Source organism: Streptomyces thermolilacinus SPC6, from assembly GCF_000478605.2.
GTDB classification, from domain to species: domain Bacteria; phylum Actinomycetota; class Actinomycetes; order Streptomycetales; family Streptomycetaceae; genus Streptomyces; species Streptomyces thermolilacinus.
The window spans coordinates 2087964-2108899 of sequence record NZ_ASHX02000001.1 but is presented as its reverse complement, the minus strand read 5'-3'; the positions used below and the strand labels follow the sequence as shown (position 1 = coordinate 2108899).

General features: G+C 74.7%; 16 protein-coding genes. 8 read left to right on the top strand and 8 right to left on the bottom strand.

Features of this window, described 5'->3' with window-relative positions; genetic code table 11:
• Positions 1 to 264: 264 nt before the first annotated feature.
• Positions 265 to 510: a hypothetical protein gene (locus J116_RS08610; protein WP_023586688.1), complete on the bottom strand. Its 246-nt coding sequence runs from the start codon at positions 508 to 510 to the stop codon at positions 265 to 267.
• Positions 511 to 636: 126 nt separating this feature from the next.
• Between J116_RS08610 and J116_RS08605 the strand changes: the two genes are divergently transcribed.
• From J116_RS08605 to moeZ, 7 genes are all read left to right on the top strand, one after another.
• Positions 637 to 1623, top strand: coding sequence for an alpha/beta fold hydrolase (locus J116_RS08605; protein WP_023586687.1), 987 nt, complete (start codon positions 637 to 639; stop codon positions 1621 to 1623).
• Positions 1624 to 1631: 8 nt separating this feature from the next.
• Positions 1632 to 3239, top strand: coding sequence for a DUF3152 domain-containing protein (locus tag J116_RS08600; protein ID WP_023586686.1), 1608 nt, complete (start codon positions 1632 to 1634; stop codon positions 3237 to 3239).
• Between the two features lie 262 nt (positions 3240 to 3501).
• Positions 3502 to 5382: a DUF3492 domain-containing protein gene (locus tag J116_RS08595; RefSeq protein WP_023586685.1), complete on the top strand. Its 1881-nt coding sequence runs from the start codon at positions 3502 to 3504 to the stop codon at positions 5380 to 5382.
• Entirely contained in the window at positions 5375 to 6634 is a 1260-nt protein-coding gene (locus J116_RS08590) for a hypothetical protein (protein WP_028963841.1), read from the top strand. Before J116_RS08595 ends, J116_RS08590 begins: the two co-directional genes overlap by 8 nt.
• A 424-nt stretch (positions 6635 to 7058) precedes the next feature.
• Complete coding sequence (locus J116_RS08585; protein WP_023586684.1) at positions 7059 to 8021, top strand: NAD-dependent epimerase/dehydratase family protein; 963 nt, start codon at positions 7059 to 7061, stop codon at positions 8019 to 8021.
• Complete coding sequence (locus tag J116_RS08580) at positions 8009 to 8761, top strand: spherulation-specific family 4 protein (RefSeq protein WP_023586683.1); 753 nt, start codon at positions 8009 to 8011, stop codon at positions 8759 to 8761. Before J116_RS08585 ends, J116_RS08580 begins: the two co-directional genes overlap by 13 nt.
• Positions 8762 to 8846: 85 nt before the next feature.
• The gene (gene moeZ / locus J116_RS08575; RefSeq protein ID WP_023586682.1) at positions 8847 to 10025 is read left to right on the top strand and encodes an adenylyltransferase/sulfurtransferase MoeZ; all 1179 of its coding nucleotides are present in this window, start codon (positions 8847 to 8849) and stop codon (positions 10023 to 10025) included.
• A gap of 121 nt (positions 10026 to 10146) precedes the next feature.
• Here the strand turns inward: moeZ and J116_RS08570 are convergent, their stop codons facing one another.
• The 7 genes from J116_RS08570 to J116_RS08540 form a co-directional block, all read right to left on the bottom strand.
• Positions 10147 to 10371 (bottom strand): cold-shock protein, encoded by a 225-nt coding sequence (locus tag J116_RS08570; protein WP_023586681.1) that lies wholly within the window; start codon positions 10369 to 10371, stop codon positions 10147 to 10149.
• Between the two features lie 147 nt (positions 10372 to 10518).
• Positions 10519 to 12096, bottom strand: a complete 1578-nt coding sequence (locus J116_RS08565) for an alpha/beta hydrolase (RefSeq protein WP_023586680.1) — start codon at positions 12094 to 12096, stop codon at positions 10519 to 10521.
• Positions 12097 to 12313: 217 nt separating this feature from the next.
• A complete protein-coding gene (locus J116_RS08560; protein ID WP_023586679.1) occupies positions 12314 to 13915 on the bottom strand; it encodes an alpha/beta hydrolase in 1602 nt (533 codons plus the stop codon).
• A 109-nt stretch (positions 13916 to 14024) separates the two neighbouring features.
• Positions 14025 to 16052: an ABC transporter permease gene (locus J116_RS08555; protein ID WP_028963839.1), complete on the bottom strand. Its 2028-nt coding sequence runs from the start codon at positions 16050 to 16052 to the stop codon at positions 14025 to 14027.
• Positions 16049 to 16819, bottom strand: a complete 771-nt coding sequence (gene modA / locus J116_RS08550; protein WP_235617328.1) for a molybdate ABC transporter substrate-binding protein — start codon at positions 16817 to 16819, stop codon at positions 16049 to 16051. The genes J116_RS08555 and modA overlap by 4 nt, the downstream gene beginning before the upstream one ends.
• 78 nt (positions 16820 to 16897) lie before the next feature.
• A complete protein-coding gene (locus J116_RS08545) occupies positions 16898 to 17293 on the bottom strand; it encodes a TOBE domain-containing protein (RefSeq protein WP_023586677.1) in 396 nt (131 codons plus the stop codon).
• Positions 17294 to 17471: 178 nt separating this feature from the next.
• On the bottom strand, positions 17472 to 20372 hold the full coding sequence (locus J116_RS08540) for a lysylphosphatidylglycerol synthase domain-containing protein (protein ID WP_028963838.1): 2901 nt from the start codon (positions 20370 to 20372) through the stop codon (positions 17472 to 17474).
• A gap of 143 nt (positions 20373 to 20515) precedes the next feature.
• Here J116_RS08540 and J116_RS08535 point away from each other — a divergent pair, with 143 nt between their 5' ends.
• On the top strand, positions 20516 to 20917 hold the full coding sequence (locus J116_RS08535; RefSeq protein WP_023586675.1) for an MGMT family protein: 402 nt from the start codon (positions 20516 to 20518) through the stop codon (positions 20915 to 20917).
• The last annotated feature ends 19 nt before the right edge of the window (positions 20918 to 20936 follow it).

Here is a 20936-nt window from a genome sequence, read left to right as displayed (position 1 = left end):
TCGCCGAATCCGTCGGACCTGCCGGACCCGCGTGAACGGCCGCTCCGGACCGTCGCCGCTGCTCCCGCCGCTCCCGCCGCTTCGACCGCCGCTGCCGCGCGATTGGCTCCGCGGCTTCGACGGTTCCGCGGCTTGTCCGGCGGCTCCGGCGGCCGGTGAGCTGCTGCTAGCCTCTGCGAGCCTCTGCGAGTTCCGGTTCCAGTGTCTTCGGCGGCTCTTGCGCGCTTCTGCTGTTCGGCGGTACTGCCGTTTCCGCGGCGGTGTCTACTCGCCGTCGCGGTAGTCGTCCTCGTCCAGCGCGACCACGCGCGCCTGTTCCACCGCGTCCGCCTCGTTCGCCGCCGCGGGGTCGATGCGCGGGAGCGGATCGTCGGACTGCTGACGGAGCTCCGCGTGCTGCTCGGCGGCGTCGGCCTCCGGGGTCTCCTCGCCCGGCACGGCGGTACCTGCCGCGCCGTTCTCCCGGGCCAGCTCCGCCAGCGTCTCGGGGTCCGTGGGGTCAACGGTCATGAGCTCCCCTTCCTCATCGGGCGTCTGCCCTCGCTATGAGCCTAGAAGGTCCCCCAGATCGGCGCTATGCGATCCTGTGACGGCGAACACACCGTTGCGGGCGTGATCGTCTCGTAACATTGCCGCATGTCTTCGACCGAGCTGCCCGCGTCCCCCACCGCCGCCTCGGCGGCGACCCGCGTGCATGCCGTACGGGTCGCGGAGGGCGAGCGTCTGCGCTGCGTCGAACTGCCCGGCCTGACGCTGAACGTGCGCTTCCGCCCGTCCGGCGCGACCGGCAGAGCGCCCGCGCTGTACGTGCACGGGCTCGGCGGCTCCTCGCGGAACTGGTCGGCGCTGATGCCGCTCCTGGAGGACGTCCTGGACGGCGAGGCCGTGGACCTGCCCGGCTTCGGCGACTCGCCGCCGCCCGACGACGGCAACTACTCGGTGACCGGCCACGCCCGCGCGGTCATCCGCCTCCTGGACGCCGAGTCCCGCGGCCCGGTCCACCTGATCGGCAACTCGCTGGGCGGCTCCGTCGCCACGCGCGTCGCCGCCGTCCGCCCCGACCTGGTGCGCACGCTGACGCTCGTCTCGCCCGCGCTGCCCGAGCTGCGGGCCCAGCGCACCGCGTTGCCCACGGGCCTGCTGGCGGTTCCCGGGGTGGCGCGGATGTTCGCCCACCTGACCAGGGACTGGACGCCCGAGCAGCGCGTACGGGGCGTGCTCGCCCTCTGCTACGGCGACCCCGGCCGGGTCACGGACGAGGGACTGCGGGTCGCCGTGGAGGAGATGGAGCGGCGCCTGAAGCTCCCGTACTTCTGGGACGCGATGGCCCGCTCGGCGCGCGGCATCGTGGACGCGTACACGCTGGGCGGCCAGCACAACCTGTGGCGGCAGGCCGAGCGGGTGCTCGCGCCGACGCTCCTCGTGTACGGCGGGCGGGACCGGCTCGTGTCGTACCGTATGGCGCACAAGGCCGCCGCGACCTTCCGGGACGCGCGGCTTCTGACGCTTCCGGACGCCGGGCACGTGGCGATGATGGAGTACCCCGAGGCGGTCGCCCGGGCGGTACGCGAACTCGTCGCCGACCGGGGTGGCGACGGTCGCGGCGACGGCGCGAGGAGCTGATACGGGGCGTGGGACGACATAGCCGCAAGGGCCCCGCGCCCACCGGCCGGGGGGCGGACGACAGGACGACCACAGCGGCACCCGCCGCCCCCGCGGCCCCGGGCACCCCCGGCGCCCCGGGAGGCGGCCGCCGCCGCAGGACGGCCCCGGAGGCGGGGCGCGGCACACGGGATCCCCAGAGCCAGCAGGCCCGGCAGGCGCAGCAGGGCGCGGGGGACGCTCGGGATGCGCAGGGCTTTCGGGCGGGGCAGGCGCCCCAGGCCCCGTGGGACCCGCAGGCCCCGCACGGTCCGGCCCCGCAGCAGTACGGGTACGGCTACGGCTTCGGCACCCCGGCGCAGGGGGCGCCTTCGTACGGGACTCCTGCCCACGGCACCCCGGCGCACGGCACGCCTCCGCACGGCACCCCGGCCCACGACGCGGCGCGTGATGTGCGCGGTGGGCACCCGGAGCAGCGGGAGCCGGGTGGCGCCTGGGGCACCGGTCCGTACACCGCCGCCGGAGCGCCCCAGGCGGCCGCCCCGCAGCCGCGCATCGCCCAGGGGCCGCCGCGCATACCGGGACCGCGCCGCGAGTTCGTCGAGGCGTTCGACGCCCCGGACGGGCAGGGCGCCCAGGGCGGTGCCAGCGGTGCCGCCGATGCCGCCGGTGACCGTGCCGGCGGGACTGGCGGGCCTGGCGTGGCGCAGAGCTCCCCGGCCGGACCCGGCGACGGCCGCGAGGGTGTGCGCGACGCGCAGGACGTAGACGATGACCGCGACGACCGCGAGGACCGCGACGAGACCAGGCGGGGCGGCAAGGGCCGTACCTTCACCGGGATCGCCGCGGCCGCCGTCACCACCGTCCTGGCCGTCGTCGTCGCCGGTCAGGTCGGCGAAGCGCGGCAGCACGACCGGGCCGACCGGGCCGCCGACGCGCCCGAACGGGGCGCGGCCGAGGACGCCGCCTCCCGCTCCGTCCAGCGCGCCACCCCACCGCAGAGCGCCCCGTCCCGGCCCGCCGCGCCGCCGCCCGCGTACGAACAGCTGATGGCCCGGCAGTTCCCCCTCGACCCCGGCCTGACGGCGTCCGGTGACTTCGCGGCCATCCCCGGGGTGGACCCGGCGCCCGGCAAGGGGCGGAAGATCCGGTACCGCGTCGATGTCGAGAAGGGGCTCGGGCTCGACGGCAAGCTGTTCGCCCGGGCCGTGCACGAGACGCTCAACGACGACCGCAGCTGGGCCCACGGCGGCGCCATGGCGTTCGAACGCGTCTCGACGGGCAAGCCGGACTTCGTCATCACCCTGGCCAGCCCCGGCACCACGGGCGTCTGGTGCGCCAAGTCCGGGCTGGACACGACCATCGACAACGTCTCCTGCGACTCCGCCTCCACCGACCGCGTGATGATCAACGCCTACCGGTGGGCGCAGGGCGCCGAGACCTTCGGGCCCAAGGCGATGCTCGCCTACCGGCAGATGCTCATCAACCACGAGGTCGGCCACCGGCTCGGGCACAACCACCGCACCTGTCAGACGCCCGGCGCGCTGGCGCCCGTGATGCAGCAGCAGACCAAGTCCCTGGAGATCGACGGCATCAAGTGCCGCCCGAACCCCTGGGTGTTCCCGGGCGACGACTGACGGCCCGGCCGCCCTTCCGGTCACCCCCTGTCGCCCGCGCACCGACCCACGCCCCATCTGGCCGAAGCCTGACGGAGCGTGATCGAAGCATAGCCTAGCGCAACGGAACGCGACCGGTGCGTGAAAGTTACGTGTATTCACCCCTTCCGGTGGCGCGATGGACAACCGTCCATCGCGCCACCCGTTCATCCGCTTACGGTCGTCCCGCCGCGAGTCGCCGGACCAACGGCGGCCGCACACAAGGGAGATCGGGGGTGTACTCGTGCGGATCGGACTGCTCACCGAGGGTGGGTACCCGTACGCCTCGGGTGAGTCCAGGCTCTGGTGCGACCGGCTCGTGCGCGGGCTTCCCCAGCACGAGTTCGACGTCTACGCGCTGGGCGTCGACGCCCGCCGGGAGGACGCGGGCCGCCCGCTCCGGCTGCCGTCGCACGTACGGCGGGTGCGCACCGTGCCGCGGTGGGACGCCCTGGACGCCGGCCGCCCGGACGCCGCCCGTCAGGACCGTGCGCCGCGCCGGACGCCCGGCGGCACACCGGACCGGAGCCCGACCCGTACGCCGGTCCCGACCCGTACGCCGGCCCGGACCCGTACGCGGGTCCCGCTTCGCACGCCGGGCCCGCGGGCGTACGGGCGCCGCGACCGCCGCCGCTTCGCTGAGCACTTCGAGCAGCTCGTCACCGCCCTCTGCCGCACGGGGCCGACCGGCGACGCCGCCTTCGCCGACGGCCTCTACGGCCTCGCCGAACTCGCCGTCGAAAGCGGCGGCCTGGGCGGCGCGCTCCGCTCGGAAGGCGCCGTGCGCGTCCTGGAGGCCGCCTGCCGCGCGCCCGGCGCGCGCCGGAGCGCACACATCGCGACGGTGGCCGACCACCTGGCCGTCGCCGAGCGGCTGGAGCGCGCCCTGCTCCCGCTGTCGCTCGACTGGTACGGCACGGACGCCCTCGGCGCCGCCGACCTGTGCCACGCCGCGTCGGGTGGCGCGGCGGCCCTGCCCGGCCTGGTGGCCAAACGCTTCTTCGGCACTCCGTTGCTGGTCACGGAGTATGGCGTCCATCTGCGCGCGCACTACCTGGCGGCCGCGGTCAGCCCGCTCGCCGCGCCCGTGCGGACGCTGCTCGCCGCGTTCCACGGGCGGCTCGCCACCGAGGTCTACCGTCAGGCGGCCCTCGTCACGCCCGGCCACGCGCACGCCCGTCGCTGGCAGGAACGGTGCGGCGCCGACCGGGCCAAGCTGCGGACCGTCTACCCCGGAATGGAAGCGGAACGGTTCGCTGCCGTGGGGGAAGGCCCCGACCAGGGCGATCCCCGTACGCTCGTCTGGGTCGGCCGGGCCGAGCCCGGCAAGGACCTCGTCGGCCTGCTGCACGCCTTCGCGGAGGTGCGAAGGGCGGAGCCCGGCACCCGGCTGCGGATCGTCGCCGCGCCCGTACGGGACGCGCAGGCCGCCGCGTACCTCGCGCACTGCCGCGCGCTCGCCGAGCAGCTGTTCCCCGACGAGGCGGCCACCGCCCACGCCGTGGGGGACAACCCGGTCTCGTTCGAGGAGATCGGCGGCCCGGAGGTGCCCCGGCTCGCGGACGCGTACGCCGCGGGCTGCGTGATCGTCCTCTCCAGCGTGGTCGAGGGCTTCCCCGTCGGCCTCGTCGAGGCGATGCTGTGCGGCCGGGTCACCGTCTCGACGGACGTCGGCGCGGTGGTCGAGGTCATCGGCGGCACGGGGCTCGTCGTACCGCCGCGCAACCCACGGGCGCTCGCGGAGGCGTGCGTGGCGCTGTTGCGCGACCCGGACCGCAGGGCCCGACTGGGGGCCGCCGCGCGCGCCCGCGCGCTGGAGCTGTTCACGGTGGAGCAGAACGTCGCCGCGTTCCACGCCCTGTACCTCGAAGCCCTGTCGACGGCGCCGGTGCGGAGGGAGGCGGAGGCGCTCGACCCGTACGGCGACCCGCTGCCCTTCGCCCACCCGGCGGAGGCGTACGTACCGGGCCACTGGACGACGGCCGCATCCGGGTCCGCGGCGGCCCCCGACCGCCCCGCACCGGCCCGCCGCGCACCCGCGTGGGCGACGGCGGCGGGCACGGCGCCGGTCTCGGCGCCGGTCACGGCAACCGCTTCGGCGGCGAGCGGGGGCGGCCATGGCTGACCACCCAGAACCCCGGCCCACCCGGAGCACCGCGCCTGCCACGCCCGGGGCGGCTCCGGGTGCGGCGTCGGCCACCACGAGGACGGCCCCGGTCGCGGCGGGTGCCGCCCCGGCCGCCCCGGCCGCCGCCCCGGCCGCCGCACCGGCCGTGACCACCGCCCCCGGGGACGTGCGCCGGGGGCCCGCCGATCCCGTCAAGGTGCTGCTGCACCGGCATCGGCAGCTGTGCGAGCGGGCCGTTGACCCACTGGAGATCGCCGCCGGACTGGAGGCGCACGGGGTCACCGACCGCACCGCCGCCAGGTTCCGGCACCGCGACGTGTTCTCCCTGGCCGACGAGCTCTACGCGCGCGTGCCGCGCGACGAGGACCGTGCCCCGGCACCCGCCGCGACACCGCCCGACGCGGGCGCGGAGGACCGCCGCGGCCGGTGGCAGGGGGCGGTCCGGTCGCTGACCGCGCTGCTGCCCGGCGCCGTGTGCGCCCTCGTACTCGCCGCGCACGCCCGCGCCTCCGGCCCGCTGCTCCTCGCGGTCACCGCCACGGGTGTCGCCGCCCTGGCCGCCGCGCTCGTCGCCGCCGTACGGAGCGGGCCGCTGCGCGCCCCCACGCGCGCGCCGCTCGTCACGTACGCGGCGACGGCCGTGCTCGTGCTGTACGCCGCGTACGGCGACGGGCTCCTCGACCAGCTGATCCGCGGCGGACTCGACGCGCCGTGGCCGCCCGTGACCGCCCCGCTGCTCGCCCTCGCCGCCGCGGTGGCGCCCGCGGCCCTCTGCGCCCGCCTGTTCGCCGTGCGGGCCCGGCGCCTGCTGGCCAGCAGTCGCGGCCTGGACGACTTCACCGCCCGGGCCCGGCCTCTGCTGCTCGTCGTCGTCGCCGTGTACCTGGCGGCGCTCACCGGACTGGTCGCCGCGGCCCCGCTGCTGCCCGGCACACGGCCCGGCGCGCTCGTACCGGCTGTCGCGCTCGGCGCACTGCTGTTCCTCGCCCGGCTGCTCGCCGTACACGGATTCCCGTACGCGGGCTCCGCCGCGCTCGCGGCCGCCGCGGCAGCGCAGGTGCTGGCCTGTCTCTCGCTCCTCATCGGCTGGCTGCCCGGCTGCGGCCTCGTGGCCCTGCCGGCACGGCGGATCGTCGAGACGTGGGGCGCCGCGGCCGTACCCGGTGCCGTCTGCGGAGCCGCCGCCCTCGCGCTGCTGGTCCATGCGACGGCCGCACTCGGGCGGGCCTCCGCGCACGCCCGTACCTGACCGCCCCTCCGCAGCGCCCCGCTCACGGCCTGCGGCGCGGCCCCCGCACCCCACCCAGCCCGTCCAGCCCACCCACCTCCACAGACCGCACAACCCCACGAACCACAGCGACGCCCCGTATCCCACACCCCGCACCCCGGACCCCCAGGCCCCCGGAGACCCCGGACCCCGCAGACCTCGTACGCCCCATCGACCCGGCTGACCCCATCGGCCTCACCGGCCTAGCCGACCAAACCACCCCACTGACCTACCGACCTCACCGACCCCGTCGACCCGAGATCCGACACCCCCGCGGAACCCGCCGGCCCCACGAACACCAGCGGTGGCCACCGGGCGCTGCGCATCCACGTCACATCACCGAGGAGACACACGACATGACCCCCCAGACCCCGACCACGGCCGCACGGCGCGAAGGGGGCGCGCGATGAGGGTGCTGCTGCTCGGCGCCACGGGATTCATCGGCCGCTTCGTCGCCGACCGGCTGCTCGCCGACCCGGCGGTGCACCTCACCGCACTGGGCCGCCGCGACGACGCCGACGTGCGCTTCGACCTCGCCAACGGCAGTCCCGGGGCGCTGACCCGGTTCCTGGACGCCGTCCACCCCGGAGTCGTCATCAACTGCGCCGGGGCCACCCGCGGCGGCGCCCGCGAGCTGACCCGGCACAACACGGTCGCCGTCGCCACCGTGTGCGAGGCTCTGCGCCGCAGCCGCTGCGGGGCCCGCATGGTCCAGGTCGGCTGCGCGTCCGAGTACGGGCCGTCGCAGCCCGGCTCGTCCACCGCCGAGGACGCGCTGCCCCGGCCCGGCGGCCCCTACGGGGTGTCGAAGCTGGCGGCGACCGAACTGGTCCTCGGCTCCGGCCTGGACGCCGTCGTCCTGCGGGTGTTCTCGCCGGTCGGCCCCGGCACCCCCGCCGGTTCGCCCCTCGGCCGCCTCGCGGAGGCCATGCGCCGCGCCATGCAGTCCGGCGACCCGGAACTGAAGCTCGGCGGGCTCGGCGTGCAGCGTGACTTCGTGGACGTACGGGACGTGGCCCGCGCCGTGCACGCCGCGTCCCTGTCGGCGGCGCAGGGCGTCGTCAACATCGGCACCGGCCGCGCCGTACGGCTCCGCGACGCGGCGTCCCTCCTCGCGCGCGTAGCCGGGTACACGGGCGCCCTCCACGAACTGGACGGCCCGCCCGCGCGGCCCGTCATCGGCGCCCAGCGGTCCGAGTCGCCCGGCGACCACATGCCGCCGGTCACCGCGCACCCGTACCCCGACGGGTGCGGCGCCTGGCAGCAGGCGGACGTGCGCACCGCGCGCGACCGGCTCGGCTGGCGGCCCCGCATCAACCTGGAGGAATCCCTCGCGGACATCTGGATGGAGGCGGCATGCCGCATCTGACCAGCACCGGCGTCGGCCTCTCGGCGACCGGCGCCGAACGGATCGGCTTCGGAGTCCCCGGCTACGCCCACCCGCTGCTCGCGCCCGTCGAGTGGGCCGAACTGGCCCGGCCGGGCGCCCCCGTCCACTGGGTGGTCCTCAATGTCGCGGAGGGCCCCGGTGTGCGGCCCGACCCGCACTGCCTGGAGGCGGCGGGGCGGCTGCGGAACGCCGGGGTGCGGGTCCTCGGCCACCTCGCCCTCCGCCAGGCCGCCCGCCCCTTCGGCGACCTGGTGTCCGAGGCGCACCGCTACCTCGACTGGTACCGCGTGGACGGCTATTTCCTGGACGGCTGTCCCACGGAGTGGAAAGACCTGCCCGCGGTGCGGAAGCTCACCGCCACCCTGGAGGCCGTACTCGACCGCCCGGACGGCGGGCATCTGGTCCTCGGCCACGGCGGCCACCCGCACCCCGGCTACGCGGACGTCGCCGACCAGTTGGTGACGTTCTCCGGGCCCTGGGCGGAGTACCGATGGTCCCAGGCGGCGGAGTGGACGGCCGATCATCCGCCGGAGCGGTTCGCGCATCTCGTCCACGGTGTGCCCAGGACCCATCTGGAGGAGGCGATGCGGATCGCGCGGTGGCAGGGAGCCGGAACGATCTTCTTCACCGACCGCACGGGACAAACCAACCCGTTCGCGGCCCTGCCCGGCTACTGGGACGAAATCGTCTCGCACATCGGACCAGGTGTCTCGGAATGAGAAGGGCCGTGGCAGTGTTACGGGACATGTAGTCCCCGCCCGCGCGGGGGTAGTCCCGTACTGACATACGACCAACGGAGTCCCCGTGTCGCTGCCACCCCTGGTCGAGCCGGCCGCCGAGCTCACCGTAGACGAGGTCCGCAGGTACTCCCGCCACCTGATCATCCCGGACGTCGGGATGGACGGACAGAAGCGGCTGAAGAACGCCAAGGTGCTGTGCGTGGGCGCCGGCGGGCTCGGCTCGCCGGCCCTGATGTACCTGGCCGCGGCGGGCGTCGGCACGCTCGGCATCGTGGAGTTCGACGAGGTCGACGAGTCGAACCTGCAGCGCCAGATCATCCACAGCCAGGCCGACATCGGCCGCTCCAAGGCGGAGTCCGCCCGCGACTCCGTCAAGGGCATCAACCCGTACGTGAACGTGGTCCTTCACCAGGAGCGGCTCGAGGCCGACAACGTGATGGACATCTTCAGCCAGTACGACCTCATCGTGGACGGCACGGACAACTTCGCCACGCGCTACCTCGTCAACGACGCGTGCGTGCTGCTGAACAAGCCGTACGTGTGGGGCTCCATCTACCGGTTCGACGGCCAGGCGTCGGTCTTCTGGTCCGAGCACGGTCCTTGCTACCGCTGCCTCTACCCGGAGCCCCCGCCGCCGGGCATGGTCCCCTCCTGCGCCGAGGGCGGCGTCCTGGGCGTGCTGTGCGCGTCCGTCGGTTCCATCCAGGTCACCGAGGCGATCAAGCTCCTGGCCGGCGTGGGCGACCCGCTGGTCGGCCGGCTCATGATCTACGACGCCCTGGAGATGCAGTACCGCCAGGTCAAGGTCCGCAAGGACCCCAACTGCGCCGTCTGCGGCGAGAACCCGACCGTCACCGAGCTCATCGACTACGAGGCCTTCTGCGGTGTCGTGTCCGAGGAGGCCCAGGAGGCGGCGGCCGGTTCGACGATCACTCCCAAGCAGCTCAAGGAGTGGATCGACGACGGCGAGAACATCGACATCATCGACGTCCGCGAGGTCAACGAGTACGAGATCGTCTCGATCCCCGGCGCCCGTCTGATCCCCAAGAACGAGTTCCTGATGGGCACCGCCCTCCAGGACCTCCCGCAGGACAAGAAGATCGTCTTGCATTGCAAGACGGGTGTCCGCAGTGCGGAAGTCCTGGCGGTGCTGAAGTCGGCGGGCTTCGCCGACGCGGTCCACGTGGGCGGCGGCGTCATCGGCTGGGTCAACCAGATCGAGCCGCACAAGCCGGTCTACTGATCCCGTTCTTCCCCGCCGCCCGGCGGGAACTCGAAGGCCCACGGCCCAACGGCCGCGGGCCTTCGCGGTGTCCGGCGACGTTGGGATACGACCCCAGCCGCCCCGGCACGCCGCCGGAACGTCACGCGGGGCGGGGAACGATGGAGAGCGCTCGGAAGTCGTAGCCGTCCTGCCGGAAGCCCGGGGCCTCCCAGGTCAGTTCGACCCGCTGGCCGGGCGCCAGGGTGCGGAAGCCCGTCATTCGGATGACGGAGTAGTGGCCGAAGCAGCCCCCGGGGGTCTCGGGGGAGTCCAGCACACCCCACCCTTCCTCTTCGCGCCACTCGCGGACAGTCGCCGTCACCATGGGCGCCAACCTAGCGGCCTGCGGGCAGCGCGGCGAGGCCGGGACGGCAGGCCGGGGGGCTGGGGCGGCGGCCGGGTCCGGGCCGGGGAGGTCCGGGGCCGGGTGAACCGGGCGGGGGGCCGACCGGGCTGGCCGGCCCCCTCCCGGTCACGAGCAGGTCGTGCCGTCCGACGGGACCTTGCCGCGCAGCAGGTAGTCGTCCACCAGGCGGGTCACGCAGCGCGACGTGCCGTACGCGCCGTGGCCCTCGCCCTTGTTGGTGATCAGCACACCCACGCCCTCACCCAGGCCGTCCGCCATCTTCTGCGCGCCCTCGTACGGCGTCGCCGGGTCGCCGGTCGTGCCCACGACCAGGATCGGGCCCGCGCCCGGCGCTGAAACGTCCTGCGTCGCCGCCTCGCCCTTGACCGGCCAGTTCACGCACCAGCCGGCCGTGTCCCAGGCGAGGAACTCCCCGAACACCGGCGATATCCGCCGGAACTCCGGCAGCAGCGCCTTCGCCTCGGCCGCCGTGGGCCGCTGGTCGGTGTCGGCGCAGGAGATCGCCCGCTGCGAGTGGCTGTCCGTGCCGTAGTGCCCGCTCGGATCGCGGTCGTTGTACATGTCGGCGAGCTCCAGCAGGGCGTCGCCCCGGCCGTCCTCCGCGTCCTTCAGGGCCTCCGTCAGCAGCGGCCAGCTGCTCTCCGAGTACAGCGGGAGGACGATGCCGGTGAGCGCCAGGCCCTCCGTCAGCTTGCGGCCGTCGCCCGTCACCAGCGGCTGCGCGTCGAGCCGCTTCAGCAGCCGCGCCACCCGTGCCGTGCCCGCCTCGGCGCCCTCGCCCGTGGACTCGAAGTAGTTGTTCAGCGCCCGCTGGAAGCCCGTCGTCTGGTGCCGCGCGTGCCCCTTGCTGTCGGCGGTCGGGTCGACCACCGCGTCCAGCACCGTACGCCCCGTGTTCTTCGGGAACAGGTGGGCGTACGCCGCGCCCAGCTGCGTGCCGTACGAGATGCCGAAGTAGTTCAGATCGGCGTCGCCCAGGACATGGCGGATCACGTCCATGTCGCGGGCCGTGTTGCTGGTGGTGACATGGGGGATCAGCTTGCCGGAGCGGCGGGCGCAGCCCGCTCCGAAGGCGGAGCCGTCCTCAAGGTAGGCGGCCTCCTCCGTCGGCGTGTCCGGCGTCAGGTCGATCCGCGCCTCCGCGCTCGCCATCTCCTCGTCCGACCGGCACACCACCGCCGAACTGCCGCCCACCCCGCGCGGGTCGAAGGAGACCAGGTCGTACCGGCCGTTCAGACGCTCGTAGTCCGGCGCGAAGCCCGGCAGCATCTCCACCCCGGACGCGCCGGGGCCGCCGAAGTTGAACAGCAGGGAGCCGACGCGGCCCTTCTTGTCGCGGGCCTCCTTGCGGATCAGCGCCACCGACAGCGTCTCGCCGTCCGGCTTCCGGTAGTCCAGCGGCACCTTCACCGACGCGCACCGCCAATCCGGACCGGGCTCCTCACCGTCCTCCGGCGCCTCGCACCGCTCCCACCGCGGCTTCTGGCCGGTCAGCGCCGCGGGAAGCCCCGGCATGCCCGCCGTGCTCCCCGGCTCGCCCGGCATCCCCGACGCGCCGCTCCCGGCCGACGGCCCGCCGCTCCCGCCTGTCGCCTCGTCACCCTGACAGCCCGTGACCAGCCCGGCCACCAAGGCCGCCGTGGCCGCGGCCGCCACGGCCCGCATCCGCACCCGCTTGGACATGTGTCCCCCAGAACTCCCCCGGACGTACCCGGCATCCCGCCGTTGGACAGCCATCGTAGGCGCCACCTCCCACGGCCCTCCCGGACCTGTGGACAACCTCACGGCCCGACCTGTGGACAACGTGACGGCCCGACCTCTCGGCACGCCGACTGCCCGGCTCGTGGAAGGGCCGACGCTCCGGCTCGCCGACAGGCTGGCTGCCCGGCCTGTGGCCCGTTCACGGGCAGACCGTCCCCGACTTCGGAACCCGGCCGTCGAGCAGATACGCGTTCACCACGCGCTGCACACAGGCGTCGCCGCTGTTGTACGCGCCGTGCCCCTCGCCCCGGTACGTCACCTCGATGCCGACGCCCTTGCCCAGCGCCGACGCCATGGCCTTGGCGCCCTCGAACGGCGTCGCCGGGTCGCCCGTCGTGCCGATCACGAGGATCGGCGGCGCGCCGGGCGCGCTCACGTCCGGGTGGTCCGTCTTGCCCGCGACGGGCCAGTGGCTGCACCAGAGCATGCCCCAGCCGAGGAAGTCCCCGAAGACGGGCGACGCCTCGCGGAACTCGGGGAGCTTCGCCTTCACCTGCCGCAGGGTGAACCGCTGCTTGTCGTCCACGCAGTTGATCGCCGCGTTCGCCGCCTGGAGGTTGCTGTAGTTGCCGTTCTCGTCGCGGCCGTTCATCGAGTCGGACAGCGCCAGCAGCAGCGCGCCGTTGCCGCCGTCCGCCTCGTCGAGGCCCTGCTCCAGGTACTGCCAGTACTCCTTGGAGTACAGCGCCTGCGCGATGCCGTTGGCGGCCTGCGTCTGGGTCAGCTCGCGGTCTCCGATGCCCCGGATGGGGCGCTTGTCGAGCCGCGCCAGCAGACCGGTGATGAACCGTTCGATGTCCGCCGGGGTGCTGCCGGGCAGCGCGCACTTGTCGCCCCGCCGCACGCAGTCGCGGGCGAAGTTCCGCAGCGCCAGCTGGAAGCCCTTGGCCTGGCCGATCGAGCCCTGCTCGGGAGTGCCGCTCGGGTCCACCACCGCGTCGAACACCGCCCGGCCGACCCGGCGGGGGAACAGGTGCGCGTACACGCCGCCGAGCTCCGTGCCGTACGAGATGCCGAAGTAGTGCAGCTTGTCGTCACCGAGGACCTGCCGCATCAGGTCCATGTCGCGGGCCGCGTCCTCCGTGCCGACGTGCGGCAGCACCTTGCCCGAGTTCTCCTCGCACGCCTTCGCGTACTTCTTCAGCTCTTCCTGGTACTTCTTCTCCTCGGCGGCGTCGTCGGGCGTCGCGTCCTGCGCGAAGAACGCGTCCAGCTCCTTCCGGCCGAGGCACTCCACACCGTCGCTCTGTCCCACGCCGCGCGGGTCGAAGCTGACCAGGTCGTAGCGGGCCCGCAGCTTCTCGTAGTCCGGCGCGAACGACGGCAGGGCGGTGATCCCCGAGCCGCCCGGGCCGCCGAAGTTGAAGATCAGGGAGCCGATCCGCTTCGCCCGGTCGCGGGCCTTGGCGCGGATCAGGGCCAGCTCGATCGTGTCGCCGCCGGGATCGGCGTAGTCGAGCGGGGCGTCCATGAACGCGCACTCCCAGCGGGTGCCGTCCGGCAGCGGGCTCGGCGGTGTCGCCTCGCCCTCCGCGGCGGCGGACGGCGAGCACGCCTTCCACGACAGCTTCTGCGCGGCCAGCTCCCGCATCGCGGTCCGGCCCGACTCCGTGCCCTTGTCCCCGTCGTCGCCGCACCCGGCGACGGCACCGGACAGGAGGGCGACGACGGCGAGGACAGCGGTACGCCGGTGGGCGGTCCTCCGCCGGGAGAGCGGCCGGGAAGGGCGAGTGATCGGCATGCGTCCATCGTCGGCGCGCCCCCGCCGCCGCGCCCGCGACATGCCCCCAAGCGGGTGGTCCCCCTGCCGGGCCCATGCCCGCAGCCGACCACGGCGGCCCTCGCCGGGGCTACAGCGGTACGACGGTGATCTCGGTCGCCTTCACGCTCACCCACACCGCTGCGCCCTCCGCGAGGCGCAGGTCCGCCGCTGCCGCCGGGGTCACCTCCGCGACCACGTCGGGCGGTGCGCCCGGGTCGCCCACGACGAGGACCCGCAGCCGCGCCCCGTGCGCGGTCAGCTCCCGTACGGTGCCCCGCCAGACGTTGCGAGGGCTGCCCGACGGGCGGGCGCCGTGCAGCGACACCGCCTCGGGGGCGACCACGGCGAGCGCTGCCGTACCGTCGGCGGGCGCGGAATCGGCGGCGGTCACCAGCCGGGCGCCGCCCGCCGTGTCCAGGCCCCCGTCCCGTACGGTGCCGGGCCAGGCGTTGCGGCCCAGCATCCGGGCGACCCACGGCGAGCGCGGGTGCCGGGCCACCTCGGCGGGCTCCGCGTACTGCACCAGGCGGCCGTCCTCCAGTACGAGGACGTGGTCGGCCAGCGACACGGCCTCCACCGGGTCGTGCGTGACGATCAGGCACACGCCGGGGAACCCGGCCAGGTGCTGCCGCAACGCGTGCCGCACGCGCGCGCGGGTCGTCTGGTCCAGGGCGGCCAGCGGCTCGTCGAGCAGCAGCAGCCGGGGCCGCGCGGCGAGCGCCCGTGCCAGCGCCACCCGCTGCGCCTGCCCGCCGGACAGCTGGCCGGGCCTGCGGTCCGCCAGCTGCCCCACTCCGAGCCGCTCCAGCCGTTCTTGGGCCTCCACGCGCGCGCGGGCCCGGGGAACGCCCTGCGCGCGCAGCCCGTACGCCGTGTTCGCCAGCGCTGACAGATGCGGGAACAGCGCCCCGTCCTGCGGCACCCACGCGATACCGCGCCGGTGCGGCGGCAACCCGGTCAGCTCCCGCCCGTCGAGGCGCAGCGTCGTGGCCGTCGCGCGCGGGGTGAGGCCCAGCAGGGCGCGCAGCAGGGTGCTCTTGCCGGCCCCGTTCGGGCCGACGACGGCGACCGTCGTCCCGGCGGGCACGTCCAGGCCGAGGACGGTGGCCCCGCGCACCCGCGCCGACAGCGGCCACGCCGCGCCCGGCGCGTAGTCGCCGCCCGCCGCCACCCCGGCACCGCCTGCCGCATCGCCCGGCTCACCCACGACAGTATCCTCCGAGCCCGCGACAGTCCCCGCGATGCCCGCGACCGGCCCCGCGACGCCCGTGTCGGCGCCCTCCCGCTCGTCCTCGGGGGCGGCGGGCGCGGGACGAGCCTCCCGGACCGCCGCGTGCCCCAGCCAGCGCCCCCGCAGCGCGACCAGCACCGCCGCCGCCGTGACGAGCAGCAGCAGCGACACGGCGACGGCGCCGTCCGGGTCGTTCTGGAGCAGCAGGTACACCTGGAGCGGCAGCGTCTGCGTCGTACCGGGCAGGTTCCCCGCGAAGGTGATCGTCGCGCCGAACTCGCCCAGCGCCCGCGCCCAGCACAGCGCCGCCCCCGCCACCAGCCCGGGGCCGACCATCGGGACGGTCACCGTGAAGAAGGCCCGCAGCGGCGAGGCGCCCAGCGACGCCGCGGTCTCCTCGTAGCGCGGGTGCAGGCCCGCCAGGGCGCCCTCCAGGCTGATCACCAGGAACGGCATCGACACGAACGCCGCCGCCACCACCGCGCCCGCCGTCGAGAACGGCAGCGACACCCCGAACGAGTCCGCGAGGACCCCGCCCAGCAGCCCGCGCCGCCCGAACCCCTGGAGCAGCGCCACCCCCGCCACCGTGGGCGGCAGCACCATCGGCAGCATCACCACCACCCGCACCATCGCCTTGCCGGGGAAGTCCACGCGGGCCAGCACCCATGCCAGCGGGACGCCCAGCAGCAGCGACAGGCCGAGCGCCCACGCGGACACGACGAGCGAAAGGCCGAGCGCCTCCCTGACGGCGGGCGCGGTCAGCCGCTGTCCGAGCGTGCCCCACGGGGCGTGGGCCAGCACCCCCGCGAGGGGCAGCAGCAGGAACACCACCGCCAGCAGCGCGGGCACGGCGAGCGGGACGGGCGCCCGCCGGACGCGGATCACGGCGTCTCGAAACCGGCGGCGGACAGCAGCGCACGCGCGCGCGGCGACCGCAGCCAGTCCACGAACCGCTGCGCCGCCCCGGCGTCCGCCGTGGAGTCGAGGGTCGCTGCCGGGTAGGAGGCGACGGCGTTCTGCGCGTCCGGTACGGCGACCGTGTCCACGGCGTCGCGGGCGGCGGTCGCGTCGGTGACGTACACGAGTCCGGCGTCCGCCTCGCCGAGCTGGACCTTGCCGAGGACGGCGCGGACGCTCGGCTCCTCGGAGACCGGCCGCACGTCCACCCCGGCCTTGTCGAGGATCTGGCGGCTGTAGCGGCCGGCGGGCACCTCGGGCGCGGCGAGAACGACCTTCAGCCCCTTCCGGGACAGGTCCTTGAGGCCGGTGATCCGCTGCGGGTTGCCCTCGGCGGTGACGATGGCGAGCCGGTTGCGGGCGATGACGACGGGCTCGCCGGTTCCTTCGGCCAGGCGGTCCATGGTCGGGGTGTCGGCGGTGACGAGGACGTCCGCCGGAACGCCCTGGCGCACCTGGGAGGCCAGCTCCTGCGACCCGGCGAAGGAGAACACGACGTCCGTGCCGGCGTGCTGCTGCTCGTAGGCGGCGCCGACGTCCTCGAAGACGTCCGTCAGGGACGCGGCGGCCAGCACGGTCAGCTTCTTGTCCCCGTCCGGCCCGGCCGACCCGTCGGCGGGCTTCTCGGAGCCGCCGGTGCCGCCGCACGCGGCGAGCGGCAGCAGCAGGGCCGAGGACAGCAGGGACGCGATCACAGGGCGGGCGGTACGGCGCACGGGGGCCTCCGGGCGGGACGGTCGTACGGGCGGCGGGGGAGCGGGCCGTACGGGCGGTCAGAGGCGGTCGATGTGGACGTTGGTGGACTTCACCCGTGCCACCGCCTCGACGCCGACCTCCAGGCCCAGCTCCTCCACGGCCTCGCGGGTCAGCAGCGACACGAGCCGGTGCGGCCCGGCCTGGATCTCGACCTGGGCGGCCACGTCGCCGAGCTTCACGGCCGTGACGATCCCGGGGAACGCGTTGCGGGCGCTCGTGTACGGCACGTCGGCGCCCTCGTCGGACTGCGCGGCCAGCTCCACGGCGAACGCCGCCAGGTCGGGCCCGTCGATCAACCGCCGCCCGGTCTCGTCCCGGCGCGTGGGCAGCCGCCCGGCGTCCGCCCAGCGGCGTACGGTGTCGGCGCTCACGCCCAGGAGACGTGCCGCCCGCTGTGAGGTGTAGGACCGCATGTGCGGCAATGTAGGCACGAGCGTCTCGCAGCCGCAAGCAGGATCAGTCGATCGTCCTGGCAGCTGCGGGCCCCACCGTACGAACCGACTACGCGCGCGGAGTGGCCCGCGCGAACCGCGACGCGGCCGGTCCGAACCCACGCGCGCGCAGAAGCGGCAAGCCCGGACCAGCGACGCTCTACAGGGCGCCCTTACGTGTCAGGTGGTTGAACGACACCCAGCCCGGCAGCACCGGCAGCCACAGCGTCAGCAGCCGGTACAGCAGCACCGCGGGCGCCGCGACTTCCTTCGGAACGCCGGTGAGCACCAGACCGGCCAGGAGCGCGCCCTCGACCGCGCCGACACCGCCCGGCGTGGGCGCCGCCGAGCCGAGCGCGTTGCCCGCCAGGAACACCACGGCGAGGCTCGCGTACGACAGCGGCTGGTGCCCGCCGTTGAAGGCCCGGATCGACGCGTCCAGGCACAGCACGAACGTCGCCGTCAGCAGCAGCATGCCGCCGATGCCCGTCAGCAGCTTCCCGGGCCGCTGGAGGACGTCCAGCATGCGCGGCACCACACCCGCGAACAGCGACCGCAGCCGCGTCGAGACGAACTTCCGCAGCACCGGGACCGCCGTCACCACCAGCAGCAGCACCGCGATCGTCAGCAGGCCGGCGATGACCGTCCGCGAAGGGGTGAAGTCGTCCTGCGACCGCTCCGTCCCGGTCAGATAGCCGAACGCGAGCAGCAGCAGGATGTGCGCCCCCAGGCCGAACAGCTGCGAGGCGCCGACACTCGCCACCGCCAGACCCGGCCGTACCCCGGACCGTTGAAGGAACCGGGTGTTCAGCGCCACCCCGCCCACCGCGGCGGGCGCGACGATCTTCACGAAGGATCCGGCGACCTGCGCCACCACCGTCCGCAGGAACGACACCCGCTCCGGTACGAAACCGAGCAGGCTCATCGCCGCCGCCACGTAGCTGAGCGCCGAGCACGCGGCGGCCACGGTCACCCAGCCCCAGGCCGCGTCGCTGATCGTGGAGAGCGGGATGCTGGCGATCTGCGACAGCAGGAAGTACGCCGCGATGGCACCGGCGATGAGACTGATCAGCGTGCGGGGCCTGATCCGCTCCAGGCGCACCGGCTCCACCGGCGCCTGCGGCCTGATCCGCAGCACCTGGCGGCGGATCTGCGCCAGCAGGTCCTCCTCGCGCGCCTCGTGCAGCGCGTCCTCCAGGGCCCGCTTCTCGGCCTGCTTCTCCGCCCTGACCGCCTTGCGCTCCGCCTTGGACCCGGCCTGGCCGGCCTCGCGGGCCGCCTCCAGGCGGGCCTGCTTCGCCGCCTCCGACGCCTCCAGCACCGCCTCGCGCTCCCGCTGCGACCGCTCCCGGGCCAGGCGTCGCAGCGTCGCGCGCGTGGACCGGCTCAGCGCGATCGGCTGGAGCAGCGGCAGACAGTCCGCCACCTTGTCGGGGCCCAGCACCCGCACAGCGGCGGTGACCGCCCGCTCCGCGCCGACCCGCAGGCCGAGCGTGGTCAGCAGCTGCGCGATGTCCATCCGCAGAACCAGATCGCCCGCCGCGATCTCCCCGCCCCGCAGATCGGTGATCACGACATTGCGGGAACGATCCACCAGCAGGGCGTCGCCCGTCAGCCTGCGGTGCGCGATGCGCCGCGACTGCAGGGCCCGTACCTGCTCCCAGCAGCCGCGCACCACCTCGTCGGTGAGCTCGTCGTCGGCGAGCGCGTCCAGGGAGCGGCCCCCGCGATGCTCGTACACCAGCATCACGGCGTCCGGGCCCAGCTCCGACGTGGCGATCAGCTTCGGCGCGTTCGCCCCGGCGGCGATCGCCGCGTACGCGAGGAGCGCCTCCTGCTCCAGGGCCTGCCGCAGCGACTGGATCGAACGGCGGGTGGTGATGCCCCGCAGCGTCAGCCGCCGCCACACCCGGTAGAAGAAACCCTGCGCCTGCTGTTCCCGGTCCACCACCGTCACGTCGAGCGGCGAACCCTCCTCCAGGGTGACCAGATAGCGCCTGCCCCGGTCGCCCTGCTCGGCGGTCTCCGGCAGGCCCTCCGCGCGCATGGCGGACACGGGGCGGAACCCGACGTGCCGCAGGCCCGCCAGCAGCGTCTGGCCCGTGGGCCGCACATTGGGCGAGCCGACCGTGTACAGCGTGCCGTAGGCGACCGTCCAGCCGATCAGGATCGTCAGCATGATCGACAGGGGGGTCGTGTAGCCCGCCACCAGCATCGTGAACGCGTCCAGGAGCAGCACCACCCACAGCACGACCCGCCACCGCGGCCGCCGTGCCATCCCGACCGCCGACATGTACGCGATGACCGGGGCCAGGTAGCCGTGCACCGGGTCCGTCAGCCCGCCGCCGCTCTGCGGCTGCGTGAGCGCGTCCTGGATCGTCGCGGGCGCCCCCCGCGCCACCCACAGGTCCGTCGCCAGGGTCACCCCGTGCGCCAGTACGGCCGCGAGGACACCGTCCGCGATCCGCAGGCCGTCCCGTTTGATCAGCCGCTCGATCGCGAACGCCACCGGCACCAGCAGCACCGCGATGCTGGAGACGAGCCCCGCGACCTTGACGAACACGTCGGGCGCCTGGCCGGTGCCCTTGTTGATGTCCTGTTCCAGCCCGGAGGTGGTGCCGCTGGCGAAGGCGGCGATGCCGATGACCACGATGATCGCGAGCAGACCGACGAGCAGGCGCAGCAGGTCGGAAGGGCGGTGCACGCGCGCGGCGAGCAGCGGCTCGTCACCGGAGAGGTCGTTGTGCTGCTCCCCTGAGGCGCCGGACGCGACCGTCACGGCCCGCGCCCCGGTGTCGCGGTCCGGCTCGTCACCGTGACCTGCGGCACCGCTGCCGGAGTCGGCGGCCTCAGCGGTGCTGCCGGTGCCCGCGGCTCCGCCGGAGTCCGCCCTGCTGCGAACGTCCGCGGCGCCACCGGCGTCGGCGACGGTGCCGGAGGTGTCGGCGGTGTTCGAGGCGTCACCGCGGGCAGGTCCGCCACGGGCCTGTCCGCCGCTTCGCGGGGCGGTGTTGGGGCGCGGCTCACCGCCAGGAGCGCTCGCCACGTCGGGAGGCCGCACGTCCTGTCCCTTCGCCTTCTCTGTTTCTTCTTGATCTCGTATCACCAATCACCGCCCGGAAGATGGTGGCACGGCGGGGAGGGGGGCGACGGCAGCAGGGTGTAATGCCCGCGTTGTCGGACCCGTGGTGCAGGATGGAGCGGATGACTGCTGAGGAGCACCCCGACCGGCTTCCGGAGTACGCGGAGCGCGTGCTGGAGGTCGCCGAGCTCATCCCGCCCGGCCGGGTGATGACGTACGGGGACGTCGCCGAATGGCTCGGCGACGGCGGCCCCCGCCAGGTCGGCCGGGTCATGGCGCTGTACGGCGGTGCCGCGCCCTGGTGGCGCGTCGTACGGGCCGACGGCCGACTGCTGCCCGGGCACGAGCGGCGCGCGCTGGCCCACTACCGTGAGGAGGCCACCCCGCTGCGGGAGACCGCGTCGGCGCACGGCGCCGCGCCCCCTGTGCCGCGCCTCGACATGAGGCGGGCCCGCTGGGACGGGAACGGCGGCGCCGGCAGCGGTGACGCGGACGACACCGGGCGTGCGATGGCTCACAATTGACAGCTTCCGCCATCCGGCG

What these genes read in the sequence shown, in the direction of transcription:
- J116_RS08610 (WP_023586688.1), bottom strand. Translation starts at nt 510, where the DNA reads ATGACCGTTGACCCCACGGACCCCGAGACGCTGGCGGAGCTGGCCCGG.
- J116_RS08605 (WP_023586687.1), top strand. Translation starts at nt 637, where the DNA reads ATGTCTTCGACCGAGCTGCCCGCGTCCCCCACCGCCGCCTCGGCGGCG.
- J116_RS08590 (WP_028963841.1), top strand. Translation starts at nt 5,375, where the DNA reads ATGGCTGACCACCCAGAACCCCGGCCCACCCGGAGCACCGCGCCTGCC.
- J116_RS08585 (WP_023586684.1), top strand. Translation starts at nt 7,059, where the DNA reads ATGAGGGTGCTGCTGCTCGGCGCCACGGGATTCATCGGCCGCTTCGTC.
- J116_RS08580 (WP_023586683.1), top strand. Translation starts at nt 8,009, where the DNA reads ATGCCGCATCTGACCAGCACCGGCGTCGGCCTCTCGGCGACCGGCGCC.
- J116_RS08570 (WP_023586681.1), bottom strand. Translation starts at nt 10,371, where the DNA reads ATGGTGACGGCGACTGTCCGCGAGTGGCGCGAAGAGGAAGGGTGGGGT.
- J116_RS08565 (WP_023586680.1), bottom strand. Translation starts at nt 12,096, where the DNA reads ATGTCCAAGCGGGTGCGGATGCGGGCCGTGGCGGCCGCGGCCACGGCG.
- J116_RS08560 (WP_023586679.1), bottom strand. Translation starts at nt 13,915, where the DNA reads ATGCCGATCACTCGCCCTTCCCGGCCGCTCTCCCGGCGGAGGACCGCC.
- J116_RS08545 (WP_023586677.1), bottom strand. Translation starts at nt 17,293, where the DNA reads ATGCGGTCCTACACCTCACAGCGGGCGGCACGTCTCCTGGGCGTGAGC.
- J116_RS08535 (WP_023586675.1), top strand. Translation starts at nt 20,516, where the DNA reads ATGACTGCTGAGGAGCACCCCGACCGGCTTCCGGAGTACGCGGAGCGC.